Annotated in this window: 13 protein-coding genes and 1 tRNA gene; 5 read left to right on the top strand and 9 right to left on the bottom strand. The window is 64.6% G+C overall.

Annotation, left to right across the window (positions count from 1 at the left end):
- Window positions 1-257: 257 nt before the first annotated feature.
- Window positions 258-1,145 carry a hypothetical protein gene (locus tag FSZ31_RS07720; RefSeq protein WP_147122801.1) on the top strand — a complete coding sequence of 296 codons (888 nt, stop codon included), beginning with the start codon at window positions 258-260 and terminating at the stop codon, window positions 1,143-1,145.
- Window positions 1,146-1,255: 110 nt separating this feature from the next.
- Here the strand turns inward: FSZ31_RS07720 and FSZ31_RS07725 are convergent, their stop codons facing one another.
- The 3 genes from FSZ31_RS07725 to FSZ31_RS07735 form a co-directional block, all read right to left on the bottom strand.
- Window positions 1,256-1,957, bottom strand: a complete 702-nt coding sequence (locus tag FSZ31_RS07725) for a 50S ribosomal protein L25/general stress protein Ctc (RefSeq protein ID WP_147122802.1) — start codon at window positions 1,955-1,957, stop codon at window positions 1,256-1,258.
- A gap of 105 nt (window positions 1,958-2,062) precedes the next feature.
- Window positions 2,063-3,010: a TraB/GumN family protein gene (locus tag FSZ31_RS07730; RefSeq protein WP_147122803.1), complete on the bottom strand. Its 948-nt coding sequence runs from the start codon at window positions 3,008-3,010 to the stop codon at window positions 2,063-2,065.
- A 5-nt stretch (window positions 3,011-3,015) separates the two neighbouring features.
- Window positions 3,016-3,936 (bottom strand): TraB/GumN family protein, encoded by a 921-nt coding sequence (locus tag FSZ31_RS07735; protein ID WP_147122804.1) that lies wholly within the window; start codon window positions 3,934-3,936, stop codon window positions 3,016-3,018.
- A 110-nt stretch (window positions 3,937-4,046) separates the two neighbouring features.
- Between FSZ31_RS07735 and FSZ31_RS07740 the strand changes: the two genes are divergently transcribed.
- From FSZ31_RS07740 to FSZ31_RS07755, 4 genes are all read left to right on the top strand, one after another.
- Complete coding sequence (locus FSZ31_RS07740) at window positions 4,047-4,958, top strand: glycine--tRNA ligase subunit alpha (RefSeq protein ID WP_201739145.1); 912 nt, start codon at window positions 4,047-4,049, stop codon at window positions 4,956-4,958.
- Window positions 4,955-7,351 (top strand): glycine--tRNA ligase subunit beta, encoded by a 2,397-nt coding sequence (gene glyS / locus FSZ31_RS07745; RefSeq protein WP_147122805.1) that lies wholly within the window; start codon window positions 4,955-4,957, stop codon window positions 7,349-7,351. Before FSZ31_RS07740 ends, glyS begins: the two co-directional genes overlap by 4 nt.
- A 141-nt stretch (window positions 7,352-7,492) precedes the next feature.
- Complete coding sequence (gene ppdK, locus FSZ31_RS07750) at window positions 7,493-10,336, top strand: pyruvate, phosphate dikinase (RefSeq protein WP_147122806.1); 2,844 nt, start codon at window positions 7,493-7,495, stop codon at window positions 10,334-10,336.
- A 68-nt stretch (window positions 10,337-10,404) separates the two neighbouring features.
- A tRNA-Arg gene (locus FSZ31_RS07755) sits at window positions 10,405-10,481 on the top strand.
- Between the two features lie 104 nt (window positions 10,482-10,585).
- On the opposite strand, the gene FSZ31_RS07760 is transcribed toward FSZ31_RS07755, so the two are convergent.
- The 6 genes from FSZ31_RS07760 to hrcA form a co-directional block, all read right to left on the bottom strand.
- On the bottom strand, window positions 10,586-11,068 hold the full coding sequence (locus FSZ31_RS07760) for a hypothetical protein (RefSeq protein WP_147122807.1): 483 nt from the start codon (window positions 11,066-11,068) through the stop codon (window positions 10,586-10,588).
- Window positions 11,069-11,083: 15 nt separating this feature from the next.
- A complete protein-coding gene (locus FSZ31_RS13040; protein WP_147122808.1) occupies window positions 11,084-11,623 on the bottom strand; it encodes a recombinase family protein in 540 nt (179 codons plus the stop codon).
- Window positions 11,624-11,779: 156 nt separating this feature from the next.
- A complete protein-coding gene (locus tag FSZ31_RS07770) occupies window positions 11,780-12,526 on the bottom strand; it encodes a DUF1223 domain-containing protein (protein WP_201739146.1) in 747 nt (248 codons plus the stop codon).
- 1 nt (window position 12,527) lies between these two features.
- Window positions 12,528-13,295 carry a molybdopterin-dependent oxidoreductase gene (locus FSZ31_RS07775; protein ID WP_147122809.1) on the bottom strand — a complete coding sequence of 256 codons (768 nt, stop codon included), beginning with the start codon at window positions 13,293-13,295 and terminating at the stop codon, window positions 12,528-12,530.
- Between the two features lie 29 nt (window positions 13,296-13,324).
- Window positions 13,325-13,894, bottom strand: a complete 570-nt coding sequence (gene grpE / locus FSZ31_RS07780) for a nucleotide exchange factor GrpE (protein WP_236643721.1) — start codon at window positions 13,892-13,894, stop codon at window positions 13,325-13,327.
- Entirely contained in the window at window positions 13,894-14,949 is a 1,056-nt protein-coding gene (hrcA, locus tag FSZ31_RS07785) for a heat-inducible transcriptional repressor HrcA (RefSeq protein ID WP_147122810.1), read from the bottom strand. Before hrcA ends, grpE begins: the two co-directional genes overlap by 1 nt.
- Window positions 14,950-14,975: the final 26 nt, after the last annotated feature.

Consider the following 14,975-nt stretch of genomic DNA (forward strand, 5'->3'; position numbering starts at 1 on the left):
GCCGCATTTGCCAAGCCTCGTCGTCGGTTGATGCGAAATAGGCCCAACTGCGTCCGCCATTGACCGACGGCCAATCTCGACCCGTGGAACCCAGTCGTCCGCAAGTGCGAAAGGATTTGCCGGTCCCGCGATGCATCGCAAGTCAATCTAATATGTTCAAAACGATGCATTAATATAACAAAAATGGGTTCGTATCGTGTTGACACCCGCAAGTCTCAGACTTAGCGCCTGCCGGTGTTCTCACTGATGGCGATACGATGTTCGACTGGCTACGACTGCTTCTGCTGGCTGCTACCCTGTTCGCCGGCGCGATGACCGGATGGGCGCAGACCAAGACCTGTATACCCGAAATCTCGCGATTTACTGACGACGTCTACGATCCCGCGCTGGGCAACGTCGATACGCTCGACAAGGCCGAATTCTACATCCGCGGACAGTTGCCGAAAAACTCTACCAAAGCCGATGCAGCCGAAGCGATTGGCCGCTTCCTGCGCCAGCGCTTCTACCACGGCTTTTCCGAATATCGCATCTGCGAAAACTGGATCAGCCATTATGTCGGATTGATCAACCATCAGTGGATCAGCCCGATCAGCCCCGACGAGATCATCCGCTACCGAAGCGCAGGATGCAGCCAGAACACGCTCGTCTACCAGTCGCTATTGAGCCGTTTCGGGATAGATTATGCGACCGTCTCGTTCTGGCATCCCGAACACCGCGCCACCGCGGCAAAGATCGACGGTACCTGGTACTATTTCGATGCCGATATCGAACCGCACCGTGACCGGCTGGTCAGGTTCGACGAGGTGATGCGCGGCCACGTACTGCGCGAAATGTATCGCGGAAAAGCGGGCGCTCCGGGCTTTGGCCACGGCGACGATCTCGGCCTCCAGTTCGAGGAAGCGGCGCAGCTCGGCAAGATCACCTTTACCGATATCGACCGCTATCCGGCCGAACGAGGCGCTTTTATCCACCGGCTGACTGGCTGGCTGAGTGTCTATGGCTGGCTGGTCGGACTGGCGATCTCGCTGTTCGCGGTGGTAGTCGGGCCGCCATCGCGCTTCGCCGTCCTGCGTCGCGTGCAAGCCGCCTTCCGCTTCACCAGGCCCGGTAACAACCGATCCGCCGCGAAATCGTTCGCGGCATAATGCCTCACTAGGCCGGAGCCACCGGGCAAGTTTGCCCCGGCCCGGACCCAAACGCAAAGCGCCGGCCGCGGATGTCTCCGGGCCGGCGCTCGTAGCGTATTGTGGAGGGCTTATTCGCCCTTGGCGTCGTCCGATGTCTCGGCATTTTCGCCGCCTTCGGCATCGTCGGTCTGCTCGGTCGCAGGAACGTCGCCGGCATCGACTTCGTCGTCTGCGCCTTCGGCTTCGTCGTCCTGGCTCTTGAGTGCCGACGGTGCGACGAGCGTTGCGATGGTGAAGTCGCGATCGTCGATCGCCGAGACCGAACCTTCGGGCAGGGTGACGTTCGAGATGTGGATCGAATCGCCGATTTCGAGGCCGGTGAGGTCGATGTGGATCTCGTCGGGGATTTTCGACGCGTCGCACATCAGTTCGAGCTCATGGCGCACGACGTTGAGCACGCCGCCACGCTTGAGGCCGGGCGCTGCTTCTTCGTTCTCGAACACGACGGGAACGTTGACCGCGACGGTCGAACCCTTGGCAAGGCGATAGAAATCGACGTGCATCGGGCGATCGGTGACGGGGTGGAAGGCGACGTCCTTGGGCAGGGTCCGGTGGGTCTTGCCGCCGGCGTCGACCATGACGACCGAGTTCATGAAATGGCCGGTCATCAACTGCTTGACGAGCGCCTTTTCCTCGACGTGGATGGTAATCGGGTCTTCCTTGCCGCCGTAGATAACGGCGGGTACGCGGCCTTCACGACGTAGCGCACGGGAGGCTCCCTTGCCTGCCCGATCGCGAGTCTCGGCCGACAGCGTCAGCTGATCGCTCATAATGTGTCTCCAAATGGTTGGTTCATGCCGCCACGCCTCCAGGGATGACCATGGCTTGGCAAGCGCGCGCCTATAGTCGGCAAGCGCGCTTTATGCAAGCGGCGGCTACTCGATCCGCTCGACGGTGAGGCCGGTCTGCCGGGCAAGGCGCGCCTGGACCGATTGCGTGCCGGCGAGGTGCGCGATGCCGACCGCGACGAAGATCGTGCCGGGTCGTGCGAGCCGCGCTTCGAGCTGGTCGGCCCAGCGCGCGTTGCGCTGGTCGAGCAGCGGTCCCGCCAGCCCGTCGACCGAGCGCAGGTCGTCCGAAACGAGCCGGTCGATCGTCGCGACATCGCCGGTTTCCCACGCCCGCGCCAGCGCCGTCGCCTGCGCCGCATCGCTCTCGGCGCCGGTGATCGCCTTCACCAGAAAGGCGTTCTGCGTCGCTGGCGGCAGCGCGTCGAAAATGCCGAGCTGGCTGGCGGTCGTCTCAAAGCCTGCGACCGGCTTTCCGGCACTGCGAAAGCGCGCATCGAGCGCGGGTTCGACACCGCGCGCGGGGTCGAAGCCGGCGCGCGCGCCGACCGCATTGCCGATGACCAGCGCGGCGGCCCAGTCCTCCATGTCGTCGAGCTGCGAGCGGCGCAGCTTGGCGCGTTCGACGACATGGTCGAATGCCAGCGACAGCTTGCGATCGATCCGCGCGGCGATCGGTGTGTTCGGCGCATGGTCGCTCGCCATCGCGGCGAACAGGCTGAGTTCGTCGACGCTGTCGCTATCGGCGATTTCCATGATCAGCTCGTCCGACGCATCGATCGCGCGTTCGACCGCCGGGGTGCGCCACGCGACATCGTGCGGCAGCGCGTGGATCGTGCCGAAGAAATAGATCGTCGTGTCGCCATCGGCGATCCGCCACAGCGCCGGCCTGGCGACCGCTGCGGGGGTGCTGGCCGCCTGCGGCTGCGGCCGGTCGTGCAGCAGCGCGAAGACGAGCACGCCGATCGCCGCGGCGAGCGCGAGCGTCACGCTCAGCCACAGGCCACGCGACGATCTGGCCAGCGCGCGCCGCATGCCGATCAGTAATCGATCCGCGTGGCGACGATGCCGCGCTGGGCGAGATACGCCTGGACGCTGGCGTCGCCCGCCAGGTGTCCCGCGCCGACCGCCATGAAGACCGTGCCCGGCTGCTTCATCCGCTCGTCGAGCCACGCCGCCCAGCGCGCATTGCGGTCGGCGAGCAGGATCTTGCCGAGCGTCGGCGTCGTCTTGAGCCCCTCGTTGAGCAGAGCGGCGAGGTCGGCGACATCGCCTGTCGCCCAGTCACGCTCCATCCGCGCGGTTTCCTTGGCGAGATCGGGCAGGCCGTCGATTGTCGCCATCAGGAAGGCTATCTGGTCGGCGACCGGCAGCGCGTCGAAAAACCCGATCTGTTCGTCGAAGGTTTCGACCGCGGCGATTTTCTTGCCTCCGGATTTCGCGCCGTTCGCGACGATCTTCTCGACCCCGGCGTCGGGATCGAAGCCGAGCTTCTGCATCGGCATCGTCGACAGCGTGATCGCGGCCGCCCACGGCTTCAATTTGTCGAAGGTCGCGGGCGCCATACCCATCTGGCCCAACGCCGCGTCGTAACGCGTGCGCTGCGCGTCATCCAGCCGGTCGCGCAGCGCGATTCCGTCGCTCGCCATCGCGCGCGCCATGATCACCTGCTGCATCGTCGCTGCATCGGGCTCGACCATCTCGAGGACGAGCTCGTCCGACGCGTCGAACGCGGTCTTCACCGCGTCGTCGAACCAGACGAGGTCGGGCTTGAGCAGGTGGATCGTGCCGAACAGGTAGATCGTCGTGTCGGCGTCCTTGATCACCCAGATCGCCGGATCGGCATCGCCGCGATCGAACGCGGCAGCGCCGTTTGCGGCGAGGTCGCCGGTCGTCGCACAGCCCGCCAGGCCGAGCATCAAGGGCAGGGCGGCGAGGCGAAGGACTTTGCGGAAGGTCATGATCGTCGTTTCTCCAGGGCCGAAAGGGGCGGGCCGGGCGCATCTATATCGTTCGCCGGGTCGATGCCCAGCCTTGATTTGCGCCGCCTGCTCCGCCAAAGCCCTCGCCCATGCCGCACCCTGCGCCCAAACGACCGTCCGATGCTCCTCCGCTCAGCTTCCAGGACCTGATCCTGACGCTGCACGCCTATTGGGGAGCGCATGGCTGCGCGATCCTCCAGCCGTACGATCTCGAAATGGGGGCGGGGACGTTCCACACCGCCACCACGCTGCGCGCGCTCGGCCCCGATCCGTGGAACGCCGCCTTCGTTCAGCCGTGTCGCCGCCCGACCGACGGCCGCTATGGCGAGAATCCCAACCGGCTCGGCGCCTATTACCAGTATCAGGTGATCCTGAAGCCCAGCCCGCCCGATCTGCAGGCGCTCTATATCGGCAGCCTCGCCGCGATCGGCATTGATCCCCTGAAGCACGACATCCGCTTCGTCGAGGACGACTGGGAAAGCCCGACGCTCGGTGCCTGGGGTCTCGGCTGGGAGGTCTGGTGCGACGGCATGGAGGTCACCCAGTTCACCTATTTCCAGCAGATGGGCGGCTATGACTGCAAGCCGGTTTCGGGCGAGCTGACCTACGGGCTCGAACGCCTCGCAATGTATATCCAGGACAAGGATTCGATCCTCGACCTCGCCTACAACACGCCGCAACCGGGCATGCCCGCTTTGACCTATGGCGACATCTTCCTCGAGAACGAGAAGCAGATGTCGAAATGGAATTTCGAGGTCGCCGACACCGACACATTGTTCGACCTGTTCAGGAAGGCGGTCGCCGAGTGCGAGAACTGCCTCGCGCACAAGCTGCCGATCCCCGCGTACGAACAGGCGATCAAGGCGAGCCACGTCTTCAACACGCTGCAGGCGCGCGGCGTGATCTCGGTCCAGGAACGCGCCGCCTACATGGCGCGCGTCCGCGACCTCGCCAAGGGCGCGTGCACCGCGTGGATGGACCATAACGGGTGGGCAGCATGACCGATTTCCTGCTCGAACTGCGCTCCGAGGAAATCCCTGCACGGATGCAGGCGAAGGCCGCCGCCGACCTCGCCCGCCTGTTCACCGAACAGCTCGCCGCCGCCGGCCTGGCCGCCACTGAAACGCAGACCTTCGTCACCCCGCGCCGCCTCGCGCTGATCGCGCGCGGCCTGCCCGAAGCCACAGAGGCGCAGTCCGAAGAGATCAAGGGCCCGCGCACCTCGGCCCCGCCACAGGCGCTCGAAGGATTCCTGGGCAAGACCGGCCTGCAGCAGTCCGATCTCGAGGACCGCGACGGCATCTGGTTCGCCTCGAAACAGACCCCCGGCCGCGACACGCGCGACGTCCTTGCCGAGGCGATCCCCGCCATCGTCCGCGCCTTTCCCTGGCCAAAGTCGATGCGCTGGGGCGCCGCGAGCACCAGCACCGAATCGCTCCGCTGGGTTCGCCCGCTCCACGGCATCGTCGCGATCTTCGGCAGCGATCTCGTGCCGTGCACGATCGGCGATGTGACCTCGGGCTATGAAACGCTCGGCCACCGCTTCCATCACCCCGGTGTGATTACCATCGGCGGCGCCGACGATTACGCCGAAAAGCTGCGCGCCTGCCACATCATCGTCGATGCAGAGGAACGCCGCGCGATCATCCGCGACGGTGCGAAACAGCTTGCCGCCGATCAGGGCCTCGACTGGATCCTCGACGAAGCCCTCGTTGCCGAAAATGCCGGGCTGACCGAATGGCCGGTGCCGCTGATCGGCAGCTTCGACCCCGATTTCCTCAGCGTCCCGCGCGAGGTTATCCAGCTCACGCTCGCCACCAACCAGAAATACTTCGTCCTAGAGTCTCCTCCCCATGCAAATGGGGAGGGGGACCGCCCGCAAGGTGGTGGAGGGGGCGCCGAAGGCGCTGCTCAGCGCCTGCCCCAGCTCGCCCCCGCCTTCATCTGCGTCGCCAATATCGATGCGAACGACGGCGGCGCTGCGATCGTCGACGGCAACCGAAAGGTCCTCGCCGCCCGCCTCTCCGATGCGCGCCATTTCTGGGACCAGGACCGCAAGAAAACGCTCGCGCAGCACGCCGGGGGCTTGGCGCGCATCACCTTCCACGAAAAGCTCGGCACCGTGGCCGACAAGGTCGATCGCGTCGCCAGGCTGGCGCGCTGGCTGGTGGAAGAAGGGATCGTCAAAGTTCCTCCCCGGAACGGGGAGGGGGACCATGCGAAGCATGGTGGAGGGGTAGTCTCCCCAAGCGCCACCCCCGACGAAACGCGCCCTTCCGTCACGTCGGCTGACGCCGCCGCGCCACCTCCCCGTACCGGGGAGGAATTGTCCCGCGCCCAACTCGCCACCCTCGTCGAACAGGCCGCGCGGCTCGCCAAGGCCGATCTCGTCACCGAAATGGTCGGCGAGTTTCCCGAGCTGCAGGGCGTCATCGGCGGCTATTATGCCCGCGCCGAAGGCCTCGACCCGCAAGTCGCCGACGCCATCCGCGACCATTACAAGCCGGTCGGCCAAGGCGACGACGTCCCCACCGCGCCGGTGACGGTGGCGGTGAGTTTGGCGGACAAGCTGGATACTCTGGTCGGCTTCTTCTTGATCGATGAACGGCCGACCGGATCGCGTGACCCGTTCGCCCTTCGACGGGCTGCGCTGGGCGTTCTCGAGATTCTCAATCGGAACGCTTTGCGCATGGGCTTGTGGGAAGCGATCACCCGATCGCTTGGGGGCTTCGCGCCACAGAAGCTCTCACCCGAGACGGGTGACGAGAATTACGAGGCGTACATCGCCGCGCAGAATGACGTGTTCGCGAAATTGCCCAATTTCCTCGCCGACCGCCTCAAGGTCCAGCAGCGCGAAGCGGGCGTCCGCCACGACCTCATCGACGCGGTGTTCGCACTCGGCGGCGAAGACGATCTCGTCCGCCTCCTCGCGCGCGTAAAGGCGTTGCAGGCGTTCATCGAAACGCCCGAAGGCACCAACCTGCTCGCCGGCTACAAGCGCGCCGCGAACATCCTCAAGAAAGAGGACTGGGGCGACCCTGACACCAACGGCGCTCACCCTGAGCCTGTCGAAGGGTCATCTGAGGGGCTTCGACAGGCTCAGCCTGGGCGCGAGCGAGATAATTCGCTTTCCTACACATTGGAAAATGCCGAAGCTGCCCTCGTCGCCGCGCTCGATTCGGCTGAACCCGCCGCGCGCGACGCGATCGCAAACGAGGATTTCGCCGCCGCGATGGCCGCACTGGCATCGTTGCGCGCACCGATCGACACGTTTTTCGAGGAGGTCATCGTCAACGATCCCGATCCTGACAAACGCGCCGCCCGCTTGCGGCTGCTCGCGCGCATCCGCAGCGCGGTCCACGCCGTCGCCGACTTCTCGCGGATCGAAGGATGAGCGGCCCGCGAGGCGAGAGTGACTTCGCATTAGGTCACAGCCGTGAACCTGCCCCTGGACGGTGTGAACCGCATGAACTTGTCAGCTCGAAGGCCGCCCGTGGGAAAACAGTCGTGAGCAACCAGAAGTGAGCAAGCAGGCGTGATCAAACATTCGATCTATCGTTTCGGCGGCGGCGCGACCGACGCTGCCGACGCCGGCGTTGCGGGCGACAAGACCCTGCTCGGCGGCAAGGGCGCCAACCTCGCCGGCATGGCCGCGATCGATCTGCCCGTCCCGCCGGGGATCACCATCGGCACCGACATGTGCGCGATCTACATCGCCGCCGACCGCAGCTTCACCGATGATTTCCTCGCCGCGCTGACCGATGGCATCGGCCATATCGAGACCGCGACGGGAAAGAGCTTCGGCGATCCGAGCAATCCGCTGCTCGTCTCGGTCCGCTCGGGCGCCCGGGTGTCGATGCCCGGGATGATGGATACCGTCCTCAATTTGGGCCTCAATGACGCCACTGTCGAAGGCCTCGCCGCCGCCTCGGGTGATGCGCGCTTCGCCTGGGATAGCTATCGCCGCTTCGTCCAGATGTACGCCGACGTCGTCCTCGGCCTCGACCACGGCCTGTTCGAGGAAGCGCTCGAAATCGCCAAGGAAGACCGCGGTTTTGCCGACGATACCCAGATGGGTGCCGACCACTGGCGCGCGCTCGTTGGCGAGTACAAGGCGATCGTCGCCGCCGAACTCGGCCGCGACTTCCCGCAGGACGTCAATGAACAGCTCACCCGCGCGATCGGCGCGGTGTTCGACAGCTGGCAGTCCGAACGCGCGCGCGTCTATCGCCGGATCAACGCGATCCCGCACGATTGGGGCACCGCGGTCAATGTCCAGGCGATGGTGTTCGGCAACATGGGCGACACCTCGGCGACCGGCGTTGCCTTCACCCGCAACCCGTCGACCGGCGAAAAGGCGTGGTACGGCGAATGGCTCGTCAATGCGCAGGGCGAAGACGTCGTTGCCGGGATCCGCACGCCGCAGTACCTCACGCTTGCCGCACGCGACGAGGCGGGCGCACGCCTGCCGAGCATGGAAGAGGCGATGCCCGAGGTGTTTGGTGAGCTCGGCCGCGTCTTCGACACGCTCGAAACGCATTATCGCGACATGCAGGACATCGAATTCACCGTCGAACGCGGGCAATTGTGGATGCTGCAGACGCGCGCCGGCAAGCGCACCGCGCCCGCCGCGCTCAAGATCGCGGTCGACATGGCGCATGAAGGCCTGATCAGCGAAGAAGAGGCGGTCGCCCGCGTCGAGGCGCAGGCGCTCGACCAGCTGCTCCACCCCTCGCTCGATCCCGCCGCCGTCCGCGACGTCGTCGCGCGCGGCCTGCCCGCATCGCCCGGCGCCGCCTCGGGCATCGCGGTATTCGATGCCGATACCGCCGAACGCCGCGCTGGTGCGGGCGATCGCGTCATCCTCATCCGCACCGAGACCAGCCCGGAAGACATTCACGGCATGCACGCCGCTGCCGGCATCCTCACCGCGCGCGGTGGCATGACGAGCCACGCCGCGGTCGTCGCGCGCGGCATGGGGCGTCCGTGCGTCTCTGGCGCGGGCACGCTGTCGATCGACGCCAAGGCGGGCAGCCTAAAGGTCGCCGGACGCGCCTTTGCCGAGGGTGACATGCTGACCATCGACGGCAGCACCGGCGAAGTCATGGCGGGTGAGGTTGCCACCGTGCAGCCCGAACTCAGCGGAGATTTCGGCGTGCTGATGGGCTGGGCCGACAAGGTTCGGCGATTAGGCGTGCGCGCCAACGCCGAAACCCCCGCCGATTGCCGCGTTGCGCGCGAATTCGGCGCCGAGGGGATCGGCCTGTGCCGCACCGAGCACATGTTCTTCGACGCTGCCCGCATCGCCGCGGTGCGCGAGATGATCCTCGCCGATGACGAGGCCGGCCGCCGCGTCGCACTGGCCAAATTGCTCCCCGAACAGCGCGCCGATTTCGCCGGCATCTTCACCGAGATGGCGGGACTGCCCGTCACGATCCGGCTGCTCGATCCGCCGCTGCACGAATTCCTGCCGCACGCCGATAAGGATTTCGACGAGGTCGCCGCTGCTTCGGGCGTATCGGTCGAGAAACTGCGCGCCCGTGCTGCCGAGCTGCACGAGTTCAACCCGATGCTCGGCCATCGCGGCTGCCGCCTCGGCGTCACCTACCCCGAAATCTACGAGATGCAGGCGCGCGCGATCTTCGAAGCCGCGATCGATGTCGCCGAGGGGAAATTCGCAGCCGACTCTTCCGCCCGTCATGTTGCGTCCGAATCTCCAAATCCCTCCCATCCCGCTCAGGCTGAGCCTGTCGAAGCCCCAGCGCGCGCTGCCCTTCGACAAGCTCAGGGTGAGCGGGGAGGCGAAGGCATTGTCGCCCCGATTCCCGAGATCATGATCCCGCTCGTCGGCACCGCGCGCGAGCTCGAACTGATGAAGACGGTTGTCGATGACACCGCGCGCGCCGTCTTTGCCGAGCGCGGGCGCGAAATCGCCTATCTCGTCGGCACGATGATCGAACTGCCGCGCGCGTGCCTGATGGCCGATGAAATTGCTGCGAGCGCGCAATTCTTCAGCTTCGGCACCAACGACCTCACCCAGACGACGCTTGGCGTCAGCCGCGACGATGCCGGGCGTTTCCTCGGCCAGTATGTCGACAAGGGGATCTACGCGACCGACCCGTTCGTCAGCATCGACGTCGCCGGCGTCGGCCAGCTGATCGAGCTCGCTGCCCAGCGGGGCAGGGGCGCGCGCGACGGGCTCAAGCTCGGCATCTGCGGCGAACATGGCGGCGATCCTGCCAGCATCGACTTTTGCGAGAGCGTCGGCCTCGATTACGTTTCGGCCTCGCCCTATCGCGTCCCGATCGCGCGGCTGGCTGCGGCGCAGGCGGCGCTCGCGGCGCGCAATCGCAGCGGTGATGGCAAGGGCGACAAATAAGCACGATTCAGGGGTTGCGCCGCCGCGGCGATCCGCCTATTTCGCCCCCTCTGCCGCCCGTCGGCAGTGCGCCCGTAGCTCAGCTGGATAGAGTGCTTGACTACGAATCAAGGGGTCGGAGGTTCGAATCCTTCCGGGCGCACCAATTTACCATAGAAGTGCGCACCGGTGGCGCATCGGCCTCGGGCGTGCTTTCTGCCTGGGCCAGACTGGCCACAGGGCCACGCACGATCAGATCCACTTTCGTCATCACGACCTCTGCACGGACGCCTGAACGTAGTTCTTGCGGAGGCCCGGGCGGTCGGGATCGGTGAGCTTCTTCTTGAGGCCATCGGCAAACACTGCGATCGTTTTGCAGTCGATCCGATCAAGCTTATCGCCGCACTGTCGTTCTATGAGGTCGATCTCCTGGCTGAGAGCAGCGCGCCGATCCTGATGACTGGCCAGACGCTTCTTGAGGTCTTTGTCCTTGGGATCGACGAGACCTGCCTCGAACGATTCGAACAGCCGCTGGATCGCCGTCTCAGCGGCGGTGCGCTCAATGCGCAACGTAGCGATGTCGTGCTTGCATCTCACATCTGCACCGGCGGAACGTTCAAGGAGCTGCGCGAGCAGTTTCTCGAGGCGAGCAGGATCGAGCAAGCGCTTTTCCAGGACGGTGACAACAGCGTCGTCAACCTGCGCCATCGAGACGTTGTTGCCGCCGCACGAGCGATCCTTCTTCCTGCGCACGTTTGAGCATGAATATTAGCGATACTGACCACCTTTGCCGATCATGAGCGTCATGGTGCCATTGCAACCGGGCTTGCCGCGCCGGCCGCGACCTGACCGCAGAACGGGGCTCGAATGCGAGCGCCCAGGTGCCATCTCCGGATCACGGGATTTGAGGATCGCCTGGACCTTGCCGAAGGTCTTCTCTGGAATAATTGCGGGCACCGCGACCTCGATCCGCTCCTTGCGTGGACGCTTTTCGCCGGTACGGCTGTCTTTAACGTGGTAATAGTGGCGACCGATATATGTCTCGCGGGTCAGAATGGTGTGCACCAGCGCGGGTGAGAACGGACTGCCGCCCTTCCGGCAGCAAGGCCTGGTACAATTGCGACAAAGCGTGATTGACCAATGTCCAAATGATAAAGCGTACCTAACAGACAGGCGTCGTTGAGAACTGCCCCGAACGTGATCGTGATCGATCCGGTGATAAGCGGAAGACCTGTCCGCAAGGCCGGAGCCAGCGCGAATTCCTGTCCAAGCCAGAAGTGAAGCGGCACAACGACGATGGTCGCGCATCCCGAAGCTATGGCGTAACCGATTCAGAGCGAGAAGACGCTATCGCGAAGCACTTCCTTCGCCGCGGTGATGGCGCAGGTCGTGCCTTGCTTGGCAGCTTAGCCGAAAACGAATGCGGAGATTATGCCGGCGATGAGCAAGTGAAGATCCACGGCATCAGAATTTACGGGCGGAGACGATCGGGCCGCCTGGGCCTTGCTGCAGAAGCACGGCAATCTTGTAGTTGGGATCGGCCAGCGGAGGAATCTTGAGCATCAACTCGCTTCCTTTCCATTCCCCCAGATCAATGAGGCTGTGAACGACGTCGCGATGCGGCAAGGTCCGACCGTTGTTCTCGCCAGCAGAAATGGGCACCTCGACTGCACGTGGATCATAACTGACCAGCAACACGCGGGCCGCCTGGTCGCGGCGGCCGGTTCCTACCACCAGTGTATCTCCCATGCGCTCGATTGACGGACCGGCGACGAGCGCCCCGCCGGCGACTATAGCCCGTTCAAGCTCATCCTTCTTGTGTCCAATCAGCCCGCTTCGACCATTAATGACGACTTGCGGTGTGGCGACATCGAAATTGCTCGCCCTTTTGGCATAGTCGCGTTGGCGTTGGGTGTACTCGGGCTTGGCGAATGTGTCCTTCCAGCCTAGCTTGTCCCAGTAGGTCACAGCGAAGCTCAGGGCGAGAATGTCGTCGCGGTCGACGATTGCATTGACGTTTGCATTGGCGGGCGGACACGACGAACAGCCTTGGCTCTGGAACAGCTCGACGACAACCGGATGGCGCGCATCGCCCCCGCTGGTGCGCGGAGCGGTGGCTTCGGCCTGCGCCATCGGCATGGGGCTATCGGACGATTCCGAACATCCAGCCAAAAACATCGAAACGAGCGCAACGAGCATAATGCTTTTCATGTCAAATCCCCGCATACCATTCGTAGCCGGCCGCATCTTCCCAATAGCCGCCCTTGCCATCGTAGAGGTTGTCGATCCGGTCCCGCGCCTCGATACGCATGACATATTTCGCCTGTTTGTAGCCGAGCTGGCGTTCCACACGCAGGCGGATGGGCGCACCATGCGCCACCGAAATCATCTCGTCGTTCATTCGCCAGGCGAGGATCGTCTGAGGATGTAGGGCATCGATCATGTCGATCGATTCGTAGTACGGTCTCGCCCCGAAATTGTCGGCGCAATGGAAGACAATGTATCTTGTCCGGCCGGAGACACCGGCCTGACGCAGCAACATCGACAGCTGCGGGCCCGACCATTTGCCGATCGCGCTCCACCCCTCGACGCAATCGTGTCGGGTTATCTGAGTCCGCGTCGGCAAGCTGATCATCTGGGAATGGGTCAACTTGAGCGGGTTGGCGACCAAGCCGCCGATCTCCAGGCTCCAGTTTGTGAAATTTTCGGTAGCGTGCATCTGGTAAGCCGCAGATTCCGGCATGGTATTGCCATTGGTTCTGAAGACCGGCGACATCTGGCTGGGCGCAAATTCCTTTGCCAGCGCCATACGATCGGTGACCAGCCGTTGTCCGCCATAATGCAGTTTTTCGCCAACCTTCAAAACCGAGCGGAATCGTTCGCTATCATTTAGCTTGTCGCATCCGGACAACAGCAGTCCGCCCACGGAGGCCCCCATCCCGGCGAGAATTCGACGGCGGGGATAAAGAAGTTCGCTCATGCTTCGATCCCCTTCGAGCCGCCGCTGGGTCAGGGGGCCTTGGCAACCCCGACGAGCGCCGGACGCAGCAGCCGGTCCTTGATCATGTAGCCCGACTGCATTTCCTGGACGATCGTCCCCGGCGTGGCTTCGGCATCGGGGATCTCGACCATCGCCTGGTGGCGGTTGGGGTCGAGCGGTTCGCCGATCGTGTCGATTCGCTTGATCCCGTGGCGTTCGAACACCGTTTCGATCTCGCGCCCCGTCGCCTCGATCCCGGCGATGACGCCTTTCAGCTTGTCGTCCGACTTGAGATCTGCGGGAATGGCGGCAAGGCCGCGCGCCAGGTTGTCGGCGACCGACAGCATGTCGCGGGCGAACTTGGTCGCCGCATAGCTGTGCGCCTCGGCCAGCTCGCGCTCGTGGCGGCGGCGGACGTTCTCGGTCTCGGCGCGGGCATAAAGCAGGTCCTGGCGCATCTTGTCGAAATCGGCCTCAAGCTCGGCAAAGCGATCGTGCTCCTCGAGCTCGGGGGCCTCAGCGGCGGTTTCCTGGCGCAGCTCTTCGGCTCCGTTTTCAGGCTTTTCGGTTTCGTTTTCGGGCATTTCGTTTTCGGTCATTACGTAATCAATCTCGACAGCATTTGAGCGGTGAAATCTACCATGGGCACGATGCGGGCATAGTTCAAGCGAATGGGGCCGATCACGCCGACGACGCCGACGACGCGATCCTCGCTGTTGCGATAGGGCGCAGCGATCACGCTCGACCCCGACAGCGAGAACAATTCGTTCTCCGCACCGATGAAAATCCGCGTCGCCTGGCCGTCGCGCGTCAGGCCGAGCAACCGGGCGATCTCCTGCTTGCTCTCGAGCGCGTCGAGCAGCCCGCGGACGCGCTCGATGTCGCTGGCTGCCGCGGCGTCGATCAGGTTCGCCGCACCGCGCACGATCAGCACCGGGCGATCGGCGGCATCCTCGCTCCACGTCGCCAAGCCGCGCGTGATGAGCTCGCTTGCCGCGCGGTCGAGCGCGATCCTTTGGCTTTCAAGCTCGCCGCGCAGGCGCGCCTGCGCCTGCGGCAACGTCAGCCCGGCAAGCATCGCGGTGACGTAGTTGCCGGCCTCGACCAGCGCCGAGGGCGGAATCGGCTCGGTAAGTTCAATCACCCGGTTCTCGACGCTGCCGTCGCTGCCGACCAGCACCGCAAGCGTCTGCGTCTCGGACAGCGGAACAAAGCTCATCTGCTTCAGCACCGGCTCGCTTTTCGGTACGAGTACCAGGCCCGCACACGACGACAGGCCAGACAGCGCCATCGTCGCCGCCGCCAGCGCGTCCTCGACCGGGCCATCGCCGCCGAGCTGTGCCTCGATCTGCGCGCGCACCCCGGCATCGGGCTCATCGACCTGCATCATGCCGTCGACAAACAGGCGGAGGCCGCTGATCGTCGGCATCCGACCCGCGCTGGTATGCGGCGCGGCGAGCAGGCCGAGCCCTTCGAGATCCTGCATCACGCCGCGGATCGAGGCGGGCGACAGGTTGAGCCGTCCGGCCTGTGAGATCGTTCGTGACCCCACCGGTGCACCCGTCGCGAGATAGCTTTCGACAACCAGCCGAAAGATATCGCGGGCACGATCGTTGAGGTCGCCAATATCATAAGGTGCGGCGGGCGGGGTCATGTCAGCGATGTAAGGTGGCTGGCATG

Source organism: Flavisphingopyxis soli, assembly GCF_007995095.1.
GTDB lineage: Bacteria > Pseudomonadota > Alphaproteobacteria > Sphingomonadales > Sphingomonadaceae > Flavisphingopyxis > Flavisphingopyxis soli.